The sequence below is a fragment of the Rhizobium sp. AN80A genome (genome assembly GCF_030053015.1).
Taxonomy (GTDB): domain Bacteria; phylum Pseudomonadota; class Alphaproteobacteria; order Rhizobiales; family Rhizobiaceae; genus Rhizobium; species Rhizobium metallidurans.
Genome location: NZ_JASJPX010000003.1, coordinates 1,080,121 through 1,100,227, shown reverse-complemented (window position 1 = coordinate 1,100,227; position 20,107 = coordinate 1,080,121). Strand labels below are relative to the sequence as shown.

At 62.2% G+C, this 20,107-nt stretch carries 15 protein-coding genes and 2 pseudogenes; 15 read left to right on the top strand and 2 right to left on the bottom strand.

The features are described from left to right. Positions 1 to 69 precede the first annotated feature (69 nt). From bamA to lpxB, 6 genes are read left to right on the top strand one after another with little or no spacing between them, the layout of a single operon-like run. The gene (bamA, locus tag P3R82_RS16945) at positions 70 to 2,409 is read left to right on the top strand and encodes an outer membrane protein assembly factor BamA (RefSeq protein WP_283196366.1); all 2,340 of its coding nucleotides are present in this window, start codon (positions 70 to 72) and stop codon (positions 2,407 to 2,409) included. Between the two features lie 50 nt (positions 2,410 to 2,459). After that, complete coding sequence (gene lpxD, locus P3R82_RS16940; protein WP_183899870.1) at positions 2,460 to 3,521, top strand: UDP-3-O-(3-hydroxymyristoyl)glucosamine N-acyltransferase; 1,062 nt, start codon at positions 2,460 to 2,462, stop codon at positions 3,519 to 3,521. Continuing rightward, positions 3,514 to 3,981 (top strand): 3-hydroxyacyl-ACP dehydratase FabZ, encoded by a 468-nt coding sequence (gene fabZ / locus P3R82_RS16935; RefSeq protein ID WP_183899871.1) that lies wholly within the window; start codon positions 3,514 to 3,516, stop codon positions 3,979 to 3,981. The genes lpxD and fabZ overlap by 8 nt, the downstream gene beginning before the upstream one ends. Beyond that, entirely contained in the window at positions 3,978 to 4,796 is an 819-nt protein-coding gene (gene lpxA / locus P3R82_RS16930) for an acyl-ACP--UDP-N-acetylglucosamine O-acyltransferase (RefSeq protein WP_283194670.1), read from the top strand. The genes fabZ and lpxA overlap by 4 nt, the downstream gene beginning before the upstream one ends. Before the next feature lie 3 nt (positions 4,797 to 4,799). Then, positions 4,800 to 5,681, top strand: coding sequence for an LpxI family protein (locus P3R82_RS16925; RefSeq protein ID WP_283194669.1), 882 nt, complete (start codon positions 4,800 to 4,802; stop codon positions 5,679 to 5,681). After that, a complete protein-coding gene (gene lpxB, locus P3R82_RS16920) occupies positions 5,678 to 6,859 on the top strand; it encodes a lipid-A-disaccharide synthase (protein ID WP_283194668.1) in 1,182 nt (393 codons plus the stop codon). Before P3R82_RS16925 ends, lpxB begins: the two co-directional genes overlap by 4 nt. 33 nt (positions 6,860 to 6,892) lie before the next feature. On the opposite strand, the gene gltA is transcribed toward lpxB, so the two are convergent. Further along, the gene (gltA, locus tag P3R82_RS16915; RefSeq protein WP_183900137.1) at positions 6,893 to 8,182 is read right to left on the bottom strand and encodes a citrate synthase; all 1,290 of its coding nucleotides are present in this window, start codon (positions 8,180 to 8,182) and stop codon (positions 6,893 to 6,895) included. 465 nt (positions 8,183 to 8,647) lie between these two features. Here gltA and P3R82_RS16910 point away from each other — a divergent pair, with 465 nt between their 5' ends. Next, entirely contained in the window at positions 8,648 to 10,921 is a 2,274-nt protein-coding gene (locus P3R82_RS16910; protein WP_283194667.1) for a ComEC/Rec2 family competence protein, read from the top strand. On the opposite strand, the gene lexA is transcribed toward P3R82_RS16910, so the two are convergent. Then, a complete protein-coding gene (lexA, locus tag P3R82_RS16905) occupies positions 10,902 to 11,627 on the bottom strand; it encodes a transcriptional repressor LexA (protein ID WP_283194666.1) in 726 nt (241 codons plus the stop codon). The genes P3R82_RS16910 and lexA overlap by 20 nt on opposite strands. 199 nt (positions 11,628 to 11,826) lie before the next feature. Between lexA and P3R82_RS16900 the strand changes: the two genes are divergently transcribed. The 8 genes and pseudogenes from P3R82_RS16900 (at position 11,827) to P3R82_RS16865 (ending at position 20,107) form a co-directional block, all read left to right on the top strand. Then, positions 11,827 to 12,711, top strand: a complete 885-nt coding sequence (locus P3R82_RS16900; RefSeq protein WP_283194665.1) for a VOC family protein — start codon at positions 11,827 to 11,829, stop codon at positions 12,709 to 12,711. Then, on the top strand, positions 12,708 to 13,550 hold the full coding sequence (kdsA, locus tag P3R82_RS16895; protein ID WP_283194664.1) for a 3-deoxy-8-phosphooctulonate synthase: 843 nt from the start codon (positions 12,708 to 12,710) through the stop codon (positions 13,548 to 13,550). The genes P3R82_RS16900 and kdsA overlap by 4 nt, the downstream gene beginning before the upstream one ends. Positions 13,551 to 13,703: 153 nt before the next feature. Next, positions 13,704 to 14,979: pseudogene (eno, locus tag P3R82_RS16890) on the top strand (phosphopyruvate hydratase). Positions 14,980 to 15,165: 186 nt separating this feature from the next. Next, positions 15,166 to 15,486 carry a septum formation initiator family protein gene (locus P3R82_RS16885; protein ID WP_283196365.1) on the top strand — a complete coding sequence of 107 codons (321 nt, stop codon included), beginning with the start codon at positions 15,166 to 15,168 and terminating at the stop codon, positions 15,484 to 15,486. Between the two features lie 146 nt (positions 15,487 to 15,632). Beyond that, the gene (pdhA, locus tag P3R82_RS16880; RefSeq protein ID WP_283194663.1) at positions 15,633 to 16,679 is read left to right on the top strand and encodes a pyruvate dehydrogenase (acetyl-transferring) E1 component subunit alpha; all 1,047 of its coding nucleotides are present in this window, start codon (positions 15,633 to 15,635) and stop codon (positions 16,677 to 16,679) included. A 17-nt stretch (positions 16,680 to 16,696) separates the two neighbouring features. After that, positions 16,697 to 18,078, top strand: a pseudogene (locus tag P3R82_RS16875) (pyruvate dehydrogenase complex E1 component subunit beta). An 18-nt stretch (positions 18,079 to 18,096) separates the two neighbouring features. Further along, positions 18,097 to 19,446, top strand: a complete 1,350-nt coding sequence (locus tag P3R82_RS16870) for a pyruvate dehydrogenase complex dihydrolipoamide acetyltransferase (protein ID WP_283194662.1) — start codon at positions 18,097 to 18,099, stop codon at positions 19,444 to 19,446. A 19-nt stretch (positions 19,447 to 19,465) separates the two neighbouring features. Beyond that, complete coding sequence (locus tag P3R82_RS16865; protein ID WP_183900147.1) at positions 19,466 to 20,107, top strand: SGNH/GDSL hydrolase family protein; 642 nt, start codon at positions 19,466 to 19,468, stop codon at positions 20,105 to 20,107.

The window sequence follows — 20,107 nt, the reverse complement described above, 5'->3', positions numbered from 1 at the left end:
AAAACGACACACGTGACCGGAATCGGGGGACGCCTGGTGATGGGGACGAGAAAAAAGGTAATGGGTGAAATGAAGGCTGGTTCAAGATTTTTGAACGCAGTATCGGCGGTTGCGCTGTCTGCAGGTATTGTTGCGTCGGGGGCGAGTGCAACAGTGTTCATCTCGGCTTCTGCTGCCGAGGCCGCAGTCATTCAACGTGTCGACGTTCGCGGTGCCAACCGCGTCGGCGCCGAGGCGGTGCGGTCCAACCTCACGATCCAGCCCGGCAAGAGCTTCTCCAATACCGACATCGACGACTCCGTAAAGCAGCTCTACGACACCGGCTATTTCTCCGACGTCAAGATCTCGGTTTCCGGCGGCACGCTGGTTGTGACCGTTGAGGAAGCTCAGCTGATCAACCAGGTCGTGTTCAACGGCAACCGCAAGATCAAGGACGACAAGCTCGCGGCGGTCGTCAAGACGCAGTCTTCTGGTGCCTATAACGAGACCCAGATCCAGGCCGACATCCAGGCCATCAAGGACGCCTACGCGGCGACCGGCCGCAGCGAAGTCGACGTGACGACGCAGGTCGTGCCGCTCGGCCAGGGCCGCGTCAACCTCGCATTCGTCGTCAATGAAGGCGACCGCACGAAGATCGATTCGATCAACTTCGTCGGCAACAACGCCTACAGCTCCGGCCGTCTCGCATCGGTCATCGCCACCAAGCGCAGCAACTTCCTGTCGTTCCTGACCCGCAAGGACGTCTACAACGCGGACAAGCTGAAGGCCGACGAAGAAGCGCTTCGCCAGTTCTACTACAATCGTGGCTACGCCGACTTCCGCATCGTGTCTTCGGACGCGGCCTTCGACGAGGCGACCAACAAATACACGCTGACCTTCAACATCGAGGAAGGCCCGCGCTACGACTTCGGCGCCGTGTCCGTTCAGTCGACGGTTCAGGGTATCGATGGCGCCCAGCTTCAGGGTCTCGTTCGCACCCGCGAAGGCCAGGTTTACAACGCCAAGGAAGTTCAGCAGTCGATGGAAGCGATTTCGGATCAGGTGGCTTCGGCCGGCTATCCGTTCGCCCGCGTCACGCCGCGCGGCAACCGCGACCTGAACAACAACACGATCGGTGTCGAGTACCTCGTCGACCAGGGCGAGAAGGCCTACGTCGAGCGTATCGAAATCCGCGGCAACAGCCGCACGCGCGACTACGTCATCCGTCGCGAGTTCGACATGAGCGAAGGCGACGCCTTCAATCAGCAGATGATCACCAAGGCCAAGCGTCGTCTCGAGGCTCTGGGCTACTTCTCGACCGTCAACATCTCGACCCAGCCCGGCAGCTCGCCGGACCGCGTCGTCGTTGTCGTCGACGTTCAGGACCAGGCAACCGGCTCGTTCGGTATCGGCGCGGGTTACGCTGCCGGTGGCGACGGCCTGCTGCTCGAAGCCTCGATCGAGGAAAAGAACTTCCTCGGTCGTGGCCAGTACATCAAGGTTTCGGCCGGTGGTGGTGAAGAAGGTTCGCGCAGCTACGGCCTGAACTTCACCGAGCCTTACTTCCTCGGCTACCGTCTCGCTGTCGGCTTCGACATCAACCACAGCCAGACGTCGAGCAACGACAACTACGATTACGAAGAAAACAACGTCGTTCTGCGTGCGACGGCGCCGATCACCGAGGATCTGGCGACGACGTTCCGCTATAACTACAAGCAGATGAAGTACGATCCGTCGAACTCGCTGTCTGATCTGTCGACGCCGTATCAGGATCTCGTCAACAACAGCCCGTGGGTGAAGTCGTCTGTGTCGCAGACGCTGACCTACAACACGCTCGACGACATGATCCTGCCGCGTGAAGGTATCTACGCCAGCGTAACGCAGGAAATCGCCGGTCTTGGCGGTGACTCGCAATTCTATAAGCTGTACGGCAAGGCGCGCTACTACCGCCTGCTCGCCGACGACGCCGACATCATCGGCTCGGTCGCCGGTTCGGCTGGCTACGTCGTAGGATTCGGCAAGGATCTGAACGTCTTCGACCAGTTCACGCTGACGAACGGCGACATCCGCGGCTTCGAGAACAAGGGTATCGGCCCACGCGTTGGCGGTGGTCCGGATGATCCGCTCGGCGGCACGACCTACTTCACCGTTTCGGCCGAAGCAACGTTCCCGCTTCCGGCTTTCCCGCGCGACTTCGGTCTGCGTGGTGCGGTATTCGCGGATGCCGGTACGCTCTTCGGCAACAAGGTCAATGTCAGCGGTTCCGAGTTCGTGAACGGCGAAGATGCGTCGTTGCGCGCCTCCGTCGGTGTCGGCATCGTCTGGAACTCGCCGTTCGGCGCCCTGCGCGTCGATTACGCGATCCCGGTCCTCAAGGAAGACTACGACAAGGTTCAGAACTTCAAGTTTGGCATCAACAACCAATTCTGATATCGGCAGTCCGGAACCGTAAAATCGAATTCCGTTCTGGAGATTTGCCGATGGAGCAAACCTATTTCTTTCCGCCCCATGTCGGCATGAAGCTCTCTGAGCTCGCGCAATTTCTTGGGGCGGAACTTGCCGACCCCAAGCATGCCGACATCGTGATCCGCTCCGTTTCGCCCGTCAACCGGGCGAAGGCGGGGGATCTCTGTTATGTCATTTCCAAGAGAAGCAAGGACGAACTCGTGACATGCGAGGCGTCCGCCATCTTGTGCAGCGCCGCGTTGCAGTCGATCATACCGGCGCATGTGCCTGTTCTCGTTTCGAAAAACGCCCATGCCGCATTCGCCATGGCCGGCGGGCTGCTCTACCCGACAGCGCTGCGTCCGCAGAAGATGATGTCCGAGAACGCATTGGTCTCCGATCGCGCCGCGGTCGATCCGACGGCGAAACTCGAGGCGAATGTTGAAGTCGAACCGTTCGCCGTGATCGGCGCCAGGGCGGAGATCGGCGAGGGAACCCGGATCGGGGCCGGCGCCATCATCGGACCTGATGTCAAGATCGGCCGTAACTGCACCATCGCCGGCGGCGCCAAGGTTCTCTGCGCGCTGGTCGGCAATAACGTCATCATCCACAATGGCGCCAGCATCGGCCAGGACGGATTCGGCTACGCGCCGGGTCCGCGCGGCATGATCAAGATCGTTCAGATCGGCCGCGTGATCCTGCAGGACAGCGTCGAGATCGGCGCCAATACGACGATCGACCGCGGCACCATGGACGATACGGTCATCGGCGAGGGAACGAAGATCGACAACCTCGTGCAGATTGGTCACAATGTGCGCATCGGCCGTCATTGCGCCGTCGTCTCGCAGGTCGGCATCGCCGGGAGCGCCGTGATCGGCGACGGCGTGCAGATCGGTGGTCACAGCGGCATTCGCGGCCATATAACCATTCACGACGGTGCCCAGATAGCCGCCATGAGCGGCGTCATCGCCGACATCCCTGCGCGGGAACGCTATGCAGGGATACCAGCGCGGCCGGCCAACGATTTCCTGCGGGAAGTCGCAAGCGTGCTGGCTCGATCTTCGGGCGCCAAGAAAACGGGAGAAAAGAATGACTGAAGAAGTCAAAAAGTCGCTTTCTTCGGCAGACATCATCGAAATCATGAAGTTGCTGCCGCATCGCTATCCGTTCCTGCTGGTCGACAAGATCATCGAGATCGACGGTGATGATCGCGCCATCGGCATCAAGAACGTGACGGCCAACGAGCCGCATTTCACCGGACACTTCCCGGAGCAGCCGATCATGCCCGGCGTCTTGCTGGTCGAGGGCATGGCGCAGACGGCGGGCGCGATCTGCGCCAAGAAGCAGGGCGAGAGCGGCAACCTGGTCTACTTCATGACCATCGACAACGCCCGTTTTCGCAAGCCGGTGGTTCCCGGCGACCGGGTGGAGTATCATGTCGTCAAGCAGAAGCAGCGCGGCAACATCTGGAAGTTCCACTGTGATGCGAAGGTCGATGGAGCGCTGGTCGCCGAAGCCGATATCGGTGCGATGATCGTGCGCAAGGATCAGGCATGAGCAAGATCGCAGCCAGCGCCACCATTCACCCGATGGCTGTCGTCGAAGACGGCGCCGTGATCGGCGAGAACGTCAAGATCGGCCCATTCTGCCACGTCGGCCCGCGCGTCGTGCTCGGTGACAACACCGAAATGCTCCCGCATTCGATCGTGACCGGCATCACCACGCTCGGCAAGGGGTGCCGGATCTTCCCGATGGCCGTCATCGGCGGCGATCCGCAGAGCGTTCATCACGGTGGTGAAGACACGACGCTGACGGTCGGTGATAACTGCACGATGCGCGAAGGTGTCACGATCAACACCGGGACCGCCGATTTCGGCGGCAAGACCATCGTCGGCAGCAACAATCTGTTTCTCGCCAACTCGCATATCGCGCATGATTGCCGCGTCGGCGACCACGTCATCATGTCCAACAACGTGATGCTCGCGGGCCATGTGACAATCGAGGACCGCGTCATTCTTGGCGGCGGTTCCGCCGTGCACCAGTTCACCCGCGTCGGCCGCCACGCTTTCGTCGGTGGTCTCTCGGCGGTGAGCTATGACGTCATCCCATACGGCATGCTGAATGGAAATCCGGGTCTCCTGGGCGGCCTCAATGTCGTCGGCATGACGCGCGCCGGCGTCGATCGCGCCACGATCCATATCGTGCGCCGTGCCTACAAGGCGATCTTCGAAACCGAAGGCAATCTGCGTGACAATGCCGCCGCCATCCGCGCGGAATTCGCCGATTGCGAACAGGTCGTCCAGATCCTCGATTTCATCGCCGCCGAAAGCGACCGCGCGCTCTCTTCTCCGACCCGGGGACAGAAGGGATAAACCTTGTCTCCAGCAAGTGACACGGCAAGAGGCCGCCTGGCGATCATCGCCGGCAGCGGCTTTCTGCCGTCCTATGTCGCCGAGGCCGCCAAGAGCGCGGGCGAAGACCCGCTGATCATTGCGCTGAAGAACGAAACCGACCGCTCGTGGGAAGGGTTCGAGCACGCCATTGTCGGCGTCGGCGACTTCGCGGCCATCGACCGTATGCTCGACAGCAATCGCATCGACCGCGTCGTCATGTCCGGCGCCGTGCGCAGACGGCCGGAGTGGCGAGAGGTTCGCCCGACGCTGAAGACGCTTGCAAGCATTCCCTCGACCATTCGCACGCTGCTTTCGGGCGGTGACGATACCGTGTTGCGCATGGTGATCGGGCTGATCGAGAAGAACGGCCGCCGCGTCATCGGCGTGCAGGAGATCGCACCGGATCTTCTCGCCGCCGTCGGTCCGCTCGATGCCATCAAGCCGTCGGCCGAGGACGTCAAGGACATCGCCAGGGCGGGTGCCGCGGCCGACGCGCTCGGCCGGCTGGATGTGGGGCAGGGCGCCGTTTCCGTCGGCGGGCGCATCGTGGCGCTCGAGGGCGTCGAGGGAACCGATGGCATGTTGCAGCGTGTTGCCGATCTGCGCGCCGCCGGCCGTATCTCGAAGCGGCGCCGTGGTGTCCTCGTCAAGCTCTGCAAGCCGCAGCAGGATCTGCGCGCCGATCTGCCGTCGATCGGCATCTCGACCATCGAGAATGCCAGCAAGGCCGGCCTGGCGGGTGTTGCGATCGAGGCCGGGCGCGCGCTGATCCTGGATCGCCCGGCAGTCATATCGGCGGCAAAGGAAGCCGGTATCTTCGTCTGCGGTCTGGATCGTGGATTGCCATCCTGGGGGCTTGAATGAGCGTGCGTGCATTGAAGGTCGCGATCATCGCGGGCGAAGTCTCCGGTGATCTTCTGGCGGCCGATCTCATCGCCGCGCTGAAGCAGCAATATGCGGGTCCGGTGGAACTCGTCGGCGTTGGCGGCGAGGCGCTGCAGGCCCAGGGACTGATGTCTCTGTTCGATTTCTCCGAGCTGTCGATCATGGGCATCACCCAGGTGCTCGCCAAGCTCCCGACGCTGGTCAAGCGCATCCGCCAGACCGCGGCCGCCGTGATCGCGGCCAAGCCGGACGTGCTCGTCATCGTCGATAGCCCCGATTTCACCCACCGCGTCGCCAAGCGCGTGCGCACGGCGCTGCCCGATCTGCCCGTGGTGAACTACGTCTGTCCGAGTGTCTGGGCGTGGAAGGAATATCGCGCGCAGCGCATGCTGCCCTATATCGACCATGTGCTCGCCGTGCTGCCTTTCGAGCCCGAGGTGATGCGCAAGCTCGGCGGCCCGCCGACCACTTATGTCGGCCATCGCCTGACAGCCGACGTCGATGTGCTCGCGACCCGCAAGGCGAGGGCGGCAAGCAAGCCGCGCCCCGCGGATGAACCGAAGACGATCATGCTCCTTCCGGGCTCGCGCGGCTCGGAGATCTCAAGGCTCTTGCCCTATTTCGGTGACGCTGTGGCCGAGCTCTCCGCCCGCAACCAGGGCATCCGCTTCGTGCTGCCGACGGCGCCGCGCCGCGAGGCCATGGTTCGCGAGATCATGAAGGACTGGCCGGTAAAACCCGACGTGGTCACCGGCAAGGACGACAAGTGGCGGGCCTTCGCCGAGGCGGACGCCGCGATGGCGGCATCCGGCACGGTGATCCTGGAACTGGCGCTCGCCGGCGTCCCCACCGTTTCGGCCTACAAGACGGATTGGATCATCAAGCTGATGACCGGCAAGATCAAGATCTGGACGGCGGCGATCCCGAACCTAATCGCGGATTACGCGGTCGTGCCCGAATATATCAACGAGGTCGTGCGCGGCGCGAGTTTCACGCGCTGGGCCGAGAAACTCTCTTCCGACACCCTGCCGCGCCGCTCGATGATGGAGGGCTACGATCTCGTCTGGGAGCGGATGCAGACCGAAAAGCCACCTGGCGTCCATGCCGCCGAGATTGTGCTGGATGTGCTTGGAAACAAAAAACCCGGTCAGTTCTGACCGGGTTTCTTTTTAAGCTTCGATGCGCTGATATTAGCGCTTGGAAACCGGAACGTAGTCGCGCTGCGCTTCGCCGATGTAGAGCTGGCGCGGACGGCCGATACGCTGCTGCGGATCTTCGATCATTTCGTTCCACTGTGCGATCCAGCCGACGGTGCGCGCGAGCGCGAACAGAACGGTGAACATGGTCGTGGGGAAGCCGAGAGCCTTCAGCGTGATACCCGAATAGAAGTCGATGTTCGGATAGAGCTTCTTCTCGATGAAATAGGAATCGGTCAGCGCGATGCGCTCGAGTTCCATGGCGACGTCGAGCAGCGGATCGTCCTTGATGCCGAGCTCGCCGAGCACTTCATGCGTCGTCTTCTGCATGATCTTGGCGCGCGGGTCGTAGTTCTTGTAGACGCGGTGGCCAAAGCCCATCAGGCGGAACGGATCGTTCTTGTCCTTGGCGCGGGCGATGTACTCGGGAATGCGGTCGACCGTGCCGATTTCCTGCAGCATGTTGAGCGCTGCTTCGTTGGCGCCGCCGTGGGCAGGGCCCCAGAGGCAAGCAATGCCGGCCGCGATGCAGGCGAACGGGTTTGCGCCCGAGGAGCCGGCGAGACGAACGGTCGAGGTCGATGCGTTCTGTTCGTGGTCGGCATGCAGGATGAAGATGCGATCCATGGCGCGGGCAAGCACCGGATTGACCACATATTCCTCGCAAGGAACGGCAAAGCACATGCGCAGGAAGTTCGACGCGTAGTCGAGGTCGTTCTTCGGATAAACGAAGGGCTGGCCGATATGGTACTTGTAGGCCATGGCGGCGATCGTCGGCATCTTGGCGATCATGCGCAGGGAAGCGACCATGCGCTGGTGCGGATCGGTGATGTCCGTGGAATCGTGATAGAAGGCCGACAGCGCGCCGACGCAGCCGCACATGACGGCCATCGGGTGTGCGTCGCGGCGGAAGCCGGTGAAGAAGCGGCTCATCTGCTCGTGCACCATGGTGTGGTGCGTCACGCGATAGTCGAAGTCCTTCTTCTGCGCCGCCGTCGGCAGTTCGCCGTAGAGCAGCAGATAGCAGACTTCGAGGAAATCACCCTGTTCGGCCAGCTGCTCGATCGGGTAGCCGCGGTGCAGCAGAACGCCCTCGTCGCCGTCGATATAGGTGATTTTCGATTCACAGGATGCGGTCGAGGTGAAACCAGGATCGTAAGTGAAGGAAGCCGTGTTCTTGTAAAGGGCGCCGATATCGATGACATCGGGGCCAATCGTGCCGCTCTTGACAGAGAGCTCGACGGTTTTGTCACCGAGTTTCAGTGTTGCGCTTTGATCCGTCATTATGATCCTCCAAACTGGCGGGTGGCGCCATAAAAGCGCCATAGGGTTAAGCGTCGTCTGCGATAGCTATATGATCGCGCGCCTAATGCCAAGTTACCGTGACGCCATTTTGTGCATCGCAGTATCAACTTTTGAGCACTGCTGAAATGCCGTCTCCGCATAGCGGAAGTCGATGATAATCCTGACATTTTCGATGGTTTTATTTCGCATTTGAATTCAAACGATTATAGTTGCGTTTCGGTTCCGAGAGCGGCATTCTGACTGCAGGTCAGGGTGGCTTTCGGGTGTTTTTGCATGCCGGAGTTGAATGCCAGTAACGCGGTTTTGAAAGCACCCGAAGCGGCGCAAATTGCCAATTTGCCGGACGCGGCCGGGCGAAATGCCCGTGCCATAGTCACACGTCCGCCCTTGACGCAGTCCTCGTCAGGCTTTCTTGGTCGCGCAAACCGCCGAATCGCCCGCCAGATGGTGGTCGCCAGACAGGCGTTCGCCGCCGAATTCGACCATGGCCGGTTCTTCCTGGCGTCGCCGGTTCTGCTCGGGGCCGGCGCCATCGCATGGTTCAGGCTTTCGAGCGACCCTCCGCCGACGCGATTGCTTGCCTGGGCGGCCGCCTTTGTGCTCGTATTCCTGCTTTCCGGCGTCGGGCGCGTGGCAACCCGCCGCATGGCTCTGGCCGGTCTGCTCGTCGTGCTCGGCATGTTTGCCGCGCAGATCGAGACGTGGCGCGCGGCCACCGTGGTTCTGGACGCGCCGGTGACAACGACCGTGACCGGCCGCGTGGAACGGCGTGAGGGCGACGACAACGGCCGCTGGCGCTATATTCTCAGGGTAACGCGAACGGAGACGCCGGCTCTCAAGCGGCCACCGGAACAAATCTCGCTTGTTGCCCGCGCCGGCGAACCCGTCGCGGTCGGCGGCTGGCTGACCGGCCGCGTGCGCCTGACGCCGCCGGCGGGGCCGGCGCTGCCGGGACTGAGCGATTTCGCATTTTCCGCCTATTTTGACGGCATCGGCGCCAACGGTTTTTTCTACGGCACGCCGCAACTCCTCCCGTCGCCGGTGGATAGCGTCGAGCTCTCCGCGAAAGATCGCGCCATGGCCTGGCTCTACGGCCTGCGCAGCCGCATCGGCGACCGCATCCGTGGCATCCTGTCCGGTGATACCGGCGCCTTCGCCGCCTCTCTGGTCACCGACGAGAGACGGGCCATCTCCAACGAGACGACCGAGGCGCTGCGTCAATCCGGTCTCGCGCATATCGTCGCGATCTCGGGGCTCAACATGGCGCTGTCGGCCGGCATCTGCTTCGTCGGGCTGCGCCTGTTCTTCGGTCTCTTTCCCGGCTTCGCCCAGGCCTATCCGACCAAGAAGTTCGCCGCCGGCAGCGCGCTTCTGGCGCTGACCGCCTATTACATGATCTCCGGCTTCGCCGTCTCCGCCGAGCGCGCCTTCATCATGATGGCGATCATGCTGGTCGCGGCGCTGTTCGACCGTCCGTCGATCAGTCTGCGCAATATCGCTCTCTCCGCGCTGCTGATCATATTGCTGTCGCCATCGGAAGTGCTTGGCCCCAGCTTCCAGATGTCTTACGCCGCGACCCTGGCGCTGGTCGCCGGCTTTGCCGTCTGGACCAGAAGACGACCTCGCGAGAGCGTCTTTTTCACGCATCCGGCGATGAAACCGGTCATGTTCGCGCTTCGCTTCTTTGGCGGCATCGCGCTCACCTCCATGATCGGCGGCTTCTCGACCGCATTGTTTTCGATCGAGCATTTCAACAGGCTGAGCGGCTACGGGCTGCCGGCCAATCTGTTGGCCATGCCGGTCATCTCCTTCATCGTCATGCCCTTTGGAATGGCCGCCATGTTGGCGACGCCATTCGGCCTCGATGCGCCCTTTTGGATCGTCGCTGGCTTCGGGCTGGATCTGGTGATCGCTATCGCCAGGATGGTGTCGGGCTGGGGCGGTAGCGTCGATACGGGCAGGATTCCCGAATGGTATTTCGTGATCGCCGTCGTCGGCTTTCTAATCTGGGGGCTGATGCTGACGCGCCTGCGCTGGATCGGCGCCGTGGGTGCCGCGGTTGCAACCCTTGTCCTCGTCATGCTGCCGGCCGAGCCGGCGCCCGAGCTTGTCGTGTCCGAGGATGGAAGCCTCGTGGCATCGCTCAAGAGCGACAGCCTGGCCAGCAATCGCGAACGCCCGCCCGACTTCATTCTGGGGCAATGGCAGCGCGCGCTTGCCATTGAAAATCAAACGCCGCCGGACATGCTCGATGGCGAGGCGCTGTCCATCCCGAAAAAGGGCGAGCCAAGGCCGAGATTGACACCGAGACAACAACGCGAAGCCCGCGGCATGATGCGCGGCGCAGCGGATTCGACGAACAATAATGGCTTCCAGTGCCTGAAGACGGCGTGGTGCGTGACCACGCTCGACAGCGGCTACATCATCGCGACGCTGGAAAACGCCGCTTATCTCGGTCCCGCCTGCGACGTCGCCGATATCGTCGTCACACCCGTCCGTCTCCGCGAGGTGACATGCCGCTCCGGCGCCATGCTCCTGACCGGAGAAACCTTGCGGCGCTCGGGAGCCGTCGAAATCCGTATCGACGAGCAAGGCTCGCCCGTCGTCAAAACCGCTTACGGCAGTCTCGATCGCCCCTGGATGCGTCATCGCGCCTATGACTGGCGCAATGACAGCTTCGCGGGCGACCCGTCACCGATTAGTGATATCGGCGGATGAGGCCGACGAGCTTGCCCTGGACCTTGACGCGGTCCGGTCCGAATATGCGGGTTTCGTAAGCCGGGTTGGCTGCCTCGAGCGCGATCGAGGCGCCCTTGCGGCGGAAGCGCTTCAGCGTTGCCTCTTCGTCATCCACGAGCGCCACGACGATGTCACCGGGATTGGCGGTGTTGCCGTTGCGGATGATGACGGTGTCGCCGTCGAAAATGCCGGCCTCGATCATCGAATCGCCCTTGACCTCGAGTGCGTAGTGCTCACCCGAGCCGAGCATGTCGGCGGGAACGGTGATGTCGTGAGTGTTGTTCTGGATCGCCGAGATCGGCACGCCGGCTGCGATCCGGCCCATGACGGGAACGGAAGCCGAGTTTCCGTTGTCGGCGCTCGGCGCCGGCTTCGGGGCAGGGGCGGCGGCCACCGGCTGCGGCTTGCCGAGGCTGCCCTCGATGACGCTCGGCGAAAAGCCGCGGCGTGGCTGCAGGCTCGGATTATAGGCTTCCGGCAGCTTGATGACCTCGAGCGCGCGCGCCCTGTTTGGTAGCCGGCGAATGAAGCCGCGTTCCTCCAGCGCCGTGATCAGCCGGTGGATGCCGGACTTCGACGCGAGATCGAGTGCATCCTTCATCTCGTCGAAGGAGGGCGGAACGCCCGACTCTTTCATTCGCTCGTGAATGAACAGAAGCAGTTCCTGTTGCTTGCGCGTGAGCATCGAATTGAACCCCAGAGTCGTGAAACAAATCCAGAACGGACACTATATGTTCCATATGTGTTCCGCAAGTGCCTAAATTTTCGTAAAACTTGGCTCTGAATCGTCGCGATTTTGCGCTTCATTCGATTTAACCGCGCTCGCCTCTTGCATTGTGGCGAAAGCCAGCGCACATCTCTGCCGATTTCGGGAGGATTTGCCTATGAGTGAACCCCATCCTCTGGACCACGTCGTCCTGCCTGTCGTCAACATCGAGATGGCGCGCGAGCGTTTGGGCAAGCTCGGCTTCACGGTCGCTGCCGATGCGCTGCATCCCTTCGGAACCGCGAACGCCTGCGTTTTCTTCGCCGACAAGACCTATCTCGAGCCGCTCGGCATCGCCAGTATCGAGGCCTATGAGGCCGCCATCGCCGACGGGAACGTGTTTGCGGCGCGCGACCGCGCCTTTCGCTTTCGGTGCGGCGACGACGGCTTGTCGGCGATCGTGTTCGGCACGCCGGACGCCGATCGTGATCACGCGCGATTTATGACCGATGGCATGAGCGGCGGTGATATGCTGCAATTCGCCAGGTCGATGAGGATGCCGGACGGGTCGGAGGTGACGGCGGCGTTCCGCCTGGCCTTCGCGGCCGATCTGCGCGCGCCCGATTTCTTCCTCTTCGCCTGCCAGCGGGTCAATCCGCTGCCAAGCGACCGCAAGGCCTTGGAGACGCACGCCAACGGCGTATCGGGGATCGCGTCGATCGTGCTCTCGTCGTCCGATCCCAAGGCGTTCGCGCCGCTGTTGCAGCTGGCGTCCGATGCGGCCGCGTCACGCCAGGAGGCCTTCGGTGTCAGTCTCGACGCGGGCAATGTCCGTATCAATATCCTGTCGCCGGATGGGCTGGACGCCTATTACGATCTGTCCCAGTCGACAGCCGATCGCGGTTTGCGCGGCTCGGCGATTGTTTTCGCCGTTGCCGATCTCGCCGTGACAGAGGCGCATTTGGCTGCTAACGGGATCACCTACACACGCAAGAACAATCGAATTCTGGTGAAGGCCGCGCCCGGCCAGGGTGCACTCTTCGCCTTCGAGGAGAAACGATGACTGAAACCAATTCCGAAGTGGCCGTGGGCGAAGGCGCCGGCCGTGTTGTGTTTTCCAACAGCGCCCGCCTGTCTCTGATCGCCGGCCCGTGCCAGATCGAAAGCCGCGAGCATGCCTTCATGGTCGCCGGCACGTTGAAGGAACTCTGCGACAAGCTTGGCATCGGCCTCGTCTACAAGTCGTCCTTCGACAAGGCAAACCGCACGTCGCTGTCGGCGCAGCGCGGCATCGGGCTTGAAGCGGGGCTCGAAATCTTCGCCGATCTCAAGAAGGAGTTCGGCTTCCCGGTCCTCACCGACGTCCACAGCGAAGAGCAGTGCGCCGACGTGGCCACCGTGGTCGATGTCCTGCAGATCCCGGCCTTCCTTAGCCGGCAGACGGATCTCCTGGTTGCCGCTGCCAAGACCGGCCGCGCCATCAACGTCAAGAAGGGTCAGTTCCTGGCGCCGTGGGACATGAAGAACGTGCTTGCCAAGCTGAATGCCAGCGGCAACCCGAACATCATGCTGTGCGAGCGCGGCGCCTCCTTCGGCTACAACACGCTGGTCTCCGACATGCGCTCGCTGCCGATCATGGAAGCGATGGGCGCGCCGGTCGTTTTCGATGCGACCCATTCGGTGCAGCAGCCAGGCGGGCAGGGCGGCTCGAGCGGCGGCCAGCGCGAATTCGTCGAGACGCTGGCGCGCGCGGCGGTCGCCGTCGGTGTGGCCGGCGTGTTCGTCGAGACGCATGAAGACCCCGACAACGCCCCATCGGATGGCCCGAACATGGTCTATCTCAAGGACATGCCGCGCCTGCTTGAAAAGCTGCTGGCCTTCGACGCCATCGCCAAGGGCTGACGTTCAAACGACTGACACGTTCGTGTATTAGGCCAGCCACGAACAATGCGGCGAAGCATGCGCAAAAGGGCCCCGAACTGCCATTGTAATTTGCGCATCTTCGATTTAGACGAATTTCAAACGATTTATCCACCCTCCAGCAGAGAAGAGCCGATGACCGCTATTACCGACATTATCGCCCGCGAGATCCTCGACAGCCGTGGCAACCCGACCGTCGAAGTCGATGTCTATCTCGAAGATGGCAGCATGGGCCGCGCCGCCGTTCCGTCGGGCGCCTCGACAGGCGCGCATGAAGCCGTCGAGCTTCGCGACGGTGGCAAGCGTTACCTCGGCAAGGGTGTCGAAAAGGCCGTCGAAGCCGCCAACACGGAAATCTTCGACGCCATCGGCGGCATCGATGCCGAAAACCAGATCCAGATCGACAACATCATGATCGAGCTGGACGGCACGCCGAACAAGTCGCGCCTCGGCGCCAACGCCATTCTCGGCGTTTCGCTCGCTGTCGCCAAGGCGGCCGCTGAAGCTGCCGGCCTGCCGCTCTACCGTTACGTTGGTGGCGCTTCCGCCCACCTGCTGCCGGTCCCGATGATGAACATCATCAACGGCGGCGCGCATGCCGACAACCCGATCGACTTCCAGGAATTCATGATCCTGCCGGTTGGTGCTGATTCCATCCGCGAAGCCGTCCGTATGGGCTCGGAAGTCTTCCACACGCTGCGCAAGGAACTCGCTGCCCAGGGTCACAACACCAACGTCGGCGACGAAGGCGGTTTCGCACCGGGCCTGAAGAGCGCTCCTGAAGCTCTCGACTTCATCATGAAGTCGATCGAGAAAGCCGGCTACAAGCCTGGCGAGGACATCCATCTCGGTCTAGACTGCGCCGCGACCGAATTCTTCAAGGACGGCAAGTACGTTCTCGAAGGCGAAGGCCGCACGCTGGAGCCGGGCGCCATGGCCGAGTACCTCGCGCAGCTCGCTGCCCAGTACCCGATCATCTCGATCGAGGACGGCATGGCTGAAGACGATTGGGATGGCTGGAAGACGCTCACGGATCTGGCCGGCAAGAAGGTTCAGCTGGTCGGCGACGATCTCTTCGTCACCAACTCGGCTCGCCTGCGCGACGGCATCAAGATGGGCGTCGCCAACTCCATCCTCGTCAAGGTCAACCAGATCGGCTCGCTGACGGAAACGCTCGACGCCGTCAACACCGCGCACAAGGCAGCCTACACCGCCGTCATGTCGCACCGTTCGGGCGAAACCGAAGATTCTGACGATCGCCGATCTCGCCGTTGCCACCAACTGCGGTCAGATCAAGACCGGCTCGCTGTCGCGCTCGGATCGTCTGGCCAAGTACAACCAGCTGATCCGCATCGAAGAAGGCCTCGGCCCTCAGGCGCAGTACGCCGGCCGTTCGATCATCCGCGGCTAAGCTGCTGATTTCAGGCATTTGGAACCCGCGCTCTCGTGAACTGATCCCCGAAATTGGATAACCAACTTTCGGGGATCAGTTCATAACGGCGCGGGTTTTTTATTGCGCCGCGTTCATAGTCAACGGACGGTTAATCTCTGCCCGCTAGGCTTGTCGATAACGGTAATGCGTTTCGAGAATGCGTGTATGTGGACCAAGCATCATAAGAAGAAAAAGATCGGCCGTTTCGTCATCCCGGCGATGACGGTCGCGTTTCTCTGCTACTTTGGCTATCATGCCATCCATGGCGATTACGGTCTGCGCGCGACCGAGGCGTTCGAGCGCCAGCGCATCGCCAAGGAGAGGGAGCTGGCCGTGCTTAAAAATAAGCGCGAGCACCTTGAAAAGCAGGTGGCGCTCCTAAGTGATGGTTCCATGGACAGGGACATGCTGGACGAGAAGGCGCGTCTTCAGCTGAACTTCTCGCGTGCCGACGAAGTCGTCATTTTCAACAATTATACAAATTAACCGAATTCCGGTTAATCGAAATAAATTGATAACTATCAATAGCTTACGGCAGAATATGAGCCATGCATTTATGGCATTGCTGTGGCGAAATTTCTTCCCTATGGTGCGCACCACCCAAGAACCGATAAACCCATAGGGAGGGTTGAATGGCTCCGCGAAAAAACGCGACCGTTTCCAGCCGTAAGACAAGCGCAAAGCCAGCCGCGAAGGCATCGAATGGTGGCCCGGTGGCCGATTTCGATCGTGACGAAGAGCTCAAGGCCTATCGCGAAATGCTGCTCATCCGCCGTTTCGAAGAGAAGGCGGGCCAGCTTTACGGCATGGGCTTCATCGGCGGCTTCTGTCACCTTTATATCGGCCAGGAAGCTGTCGTCGTCGGCATGCAGATGGCGCAGAAGGAAGGCGACCAGGTCATCACCGCTTACCGCGACCACGGTCACATGCTGGCAACCGGCATGACCGCGCGCGGCGTCATGGCCGAGCTGACGGGCCGCGTCGACGGCTACTCCCGTGGCAAGGGCGGCTCGATGCACATGTTCTCCAAGGAGAAGCATTTCTACGGCGGCCACGGCATCGTCGGCGCCCAGGTGTCGCTCGGCACCGGTCTTGCCTTCGCCAACAAATATCGCGGCAATGACAGCGTCTCGATCGCCTATTTCGGCGACGGCGCCGCCAACCAGGGCCAGGTCTACGAGAGCTTCAACATGGCTGCTCTCTGGAAGCTCCCGATCATCTACATCATCGAGAACAACCGTTACGCCATGGGCACCTCCACGGCGCGCGCCACGGCGCAGTCGAACTACTCGCTGCGCGGTTCCGGCTTCGGCATCCCCGGCGTCCAGGTCGACGGCATGGACGTTCGCGCCGTCAAGGCTGCGGCAGACGAGGCGCTCGAGCATTGCCGTTCCGGCAAGGGTCCGATCATTCTCGAAATGCTGACCTATCGCTATCGCGGTCACTCCATGTCCGACCCGGCCAAGTATCGCTCCAAGGAAGAAGTGCAGAAGATGCGCTCCGAGCAGGATCCGATCGAGCAGGTCAAGGCACGCCTCATCGAGCGTGGCTGGGCGAGCGAAGACGATCTCAAGGCTGTCGATAAGGACGTTCGCGACATCGTCGCCGACAGCGCCGACTTCGCCCAGGCCGCACCGGAGCCGGATGTATCCGAGCTCTACACCGACATTCTGCTGTAATCGGGGAGGGTAGACCCATGCCAATCGATATTCTCATGCCCGCCCTCTCTCCGACGATGGAAGAAGGCACGCTGTCCAAGTGGCTGAAGCAGGAAGGTGACAAGGTCACCTCCGGCGACGTCATCGCCGAAATCGAAACCGACAAGGCGACGATGGAAGTCGAAGCCGTCGACGAAGGCGTCATCGGCAAGCTTCTGGTTGCCGCCGGCACCGAAGGTGTCAAGGTGAACGCCAAGATCGCGGTTCTCCTGCAGGACGGCGAATCCGCATCCGACATCTCGGCTGCATCTGCCGCTGCCGCACCGGCCGCCACTGAGGCGCCGAAGGCCGCTGAAGCGCCCGCCGCCGCCGCTGCTCCGGTTCCCGCCGAGCCCAAGGCCCAGGTTCCGAACGATCCGGAAATCCCCGCCGGCACCGAAATGGTCTCCATGACCGTTCGCGAAGCGCTGCGCGACGCCATGGCCGAGGAAATGCGCGCCGACGACAACGTCTTCGTCATGGGCGAGGAAGTGGCCGAATACCAGGGCGCCTACAAGGTCACCCAGGGTCTGCTGCAGGAATTCGGCGCTCGCCGCGTCATCGACACCCCGATCACCGAGCACGGCTTCGCCGGCGTCGGCGTCGGTGCCGCGATGGCCGGCCTGAAGCCGATCGTCGAGTTCATGACCTTCAACTTCGCCATGCAGGCGATCGACCAGATCATCAACTCCGCTGCCAAGACGCTCTACATGTCCGGCGGCCAGATGGGCGCTCCGATCGTGTTTCGTGGCCCGAACGGTGCCGCTGCCCGTGTCGGCGCCCAGCACAGCCAGGACTACGCTTCGTGGTACAGCCAGATCCCGGCCTCAAGGTCGTCATGCCCTACACGGCATCCGACGCCAAGGGCCTGCTCAAGGCCGCGATCCGCGATCCGAACCCGGTCGTCTTCCTTGAAAACGAAATCCTCTACGGTCAGCATTTCGATGTGCCGAAGATGGATGACTTCGTTCTCCCGATCGGCAAGGCACGCATCCACCGTCCGGGCAAGGACGTCACGATCGTCTCCTTCGGCATCGGCATGACCTACGCCACCAAGGCCGTCGCCGAACTCGAGAAGATCGGCATCGACGCCGAACTGATCGACCTGCGCACCCTGCGTCCGATGGACCTGCCGACCGTGATCGAATCGGTCAAGAAGACCGGCCGTCTCGTCACCGTCGAGGAAGGCTACCCGCAGAACTCTGTCGGCACCGAAATCGCCACCCGCGTCATGCAGCAGGCCTTCGATTATCTCGATGCGCCGGTTCTCACGATCGCCGGCAAGGACGTTCCGATGCCTTACGCCGCCAACCTCGAAAAGCTTGCGCTTCCGAGTGTCGCCGAAGTCGTCGATGCCGTGAAGGCTGTTTGCTACAAGTAACAAGGGAAGGGTATTTCGATGCCTATCAACATCACGATGCCTGCCCTGTCTCCGACCATGGAAGAGGGCAACCTCGCCAAGTGGCTGGTCAAGGAAGGCGATACGGTTAAGTCCGGCGATGTCATCGCCGAGATCGAAACCGACAAGGCGACGATGGAAGTCGAAGCGGTCGACGAAGGTGTCGTCGCCAAGCTCGTCGTTCCCGCCGGCACCGAAGGCGTCAAGGTCAATGCCTTGATCGCCGTTCTGGCCGCCGATGGCGAAGACGTCGCTGCCGCCGCAAGCGGCGCAGGCTCCGCTGCGCCGGCACCGAAGGCTGCCGAAACGCCGAAGGCCGAGGCGAAGACCGAAGCCGCTCCGGCTCCGGCCGCAGCCCCTGCTTCTGCCCCGGCACCGGCTGCGGCACCTGCCGCTGCGTCGACAAGCGGCAACCGCACCTTCTCCTCGCCGCTCGCGCGTCGTCTGGCGAAGGAAGCCGGTATCGATCTCGCAGCCGTTGCAGGCTCCGGCCCGCATGGCCGCGTCGTCAAGAGCGACGTCGAAGCCGCCGTTGCCGGTGGTGGCGCCAAGGCTGCATCTGCCGCTGCTCCGCAGGCTGCCGCATCGGCTCCTGCCGCAGCGCCGAAGGGCGCATCCGACGAGACCGTTCTCAAGCTGTTCGAACCGGGTTCCTACGAACTCGTGCCGCATGACGGCATGCGCAAGGTCATTGCCAAGCGCCTTGTCGAATCCAAGCAGACCGTGCCGCACTTCTACGTCAGCGTCGATTGCGAGCTCGATGCGCTGCTGGCGCTGCGCGCCCAGCTCAACGACGCCGCTCCCCGCAAGGATAGCGCGCCGGCCTACAAGCTGTCGGTCAACGACATGGTCATCAAGGCCATGGCGCTTGCGCTGCGCGACGTTCCGGATGCCAACGTGTCCTGGACCGAATCCAACATGGTCAAGCACAAGCACGCCGATGTCGGCGTTGCTGTCTCGATCCCCGGCGGCCTGATCACCCCGATCATCCGCAAGGCCGAGGAAAAGACCCTGTCGGCCATCTCCAACGAGATGCGCGATCTCGGCAAGCGTGCCAAGGACCGCAAGCTGAAGCCCGAGGAATATCAGGGCGGCACCACGTCGGTCTCCAACATGGGCATGATGGGCGTCAAGCACTTCGCAGCCGTGATCAATCCGCCGCACGCAACGATACTCGCGGTCGGCGCGGGCGAGCAGCGCCCTGTCGTGAAGAACGGCGAGCTCGCTGTCGCCACCGTGATGACGGTCACGCTCTCGACCGACCATCGCTGCGTCGATGGCGCGTTGGGCGCGGAGCTCTTGCAGGCGTTCAAGGGCTACATCGAAAACCCGATGGGCATGCTCGTCTGATAAAGCGGCGGAGGCGGAAATGACGAAGACCGTTCTTTGCTATGGTGATAGTCTGACCTGGGGTTATGATGCCGCTTCCGTCGGCCGTCATGACTACAAGGATCGTTGGCCGAGTGCGCTGCAAGTGGCGCTCGGCAACGAGGTCAGGGTCATCGCCGAGGGATTGAACGGCCGCACGACCGCCTTCGACGACCATCTCGCCGATTGCGACCGCAACGGCGCCCGCGTCTTGCCGACCATTCTGCAGACGCATGCGCCGCTCGATCTCGTCATTCTGCTGCTCGGCACCAACGACATGAAGAATGTCGTGGCCGGATCGGCCTTCGCCGCATGCCAGGGCATCGCCCGGCTGGTGCGGCTGATCCGCAACCACGCCTGGCCGTTCGATTTCGAGGTGCCGGACATCCTGATCGTCGCGCCGCCGAGGATCTGCGAGACGGCCAACGTGCCCTTCGCGGCCTCCTTCGTCGGCGGCATCGAGGAATCGGCGATGCTGGCGACGCTCTACCGGGATCTCGCCGACGAGCTCGGCTGCGGTTTCTTCGACGCCAATTCGGTCGCCAGGACGACGCCGCTCGACGGTATCCATCTCGACGCCGAGAACACCCGCGCTCTCGGGCGCGGCATGGAATCGACCGTGCGGATGATGTTGGGGCTTTGA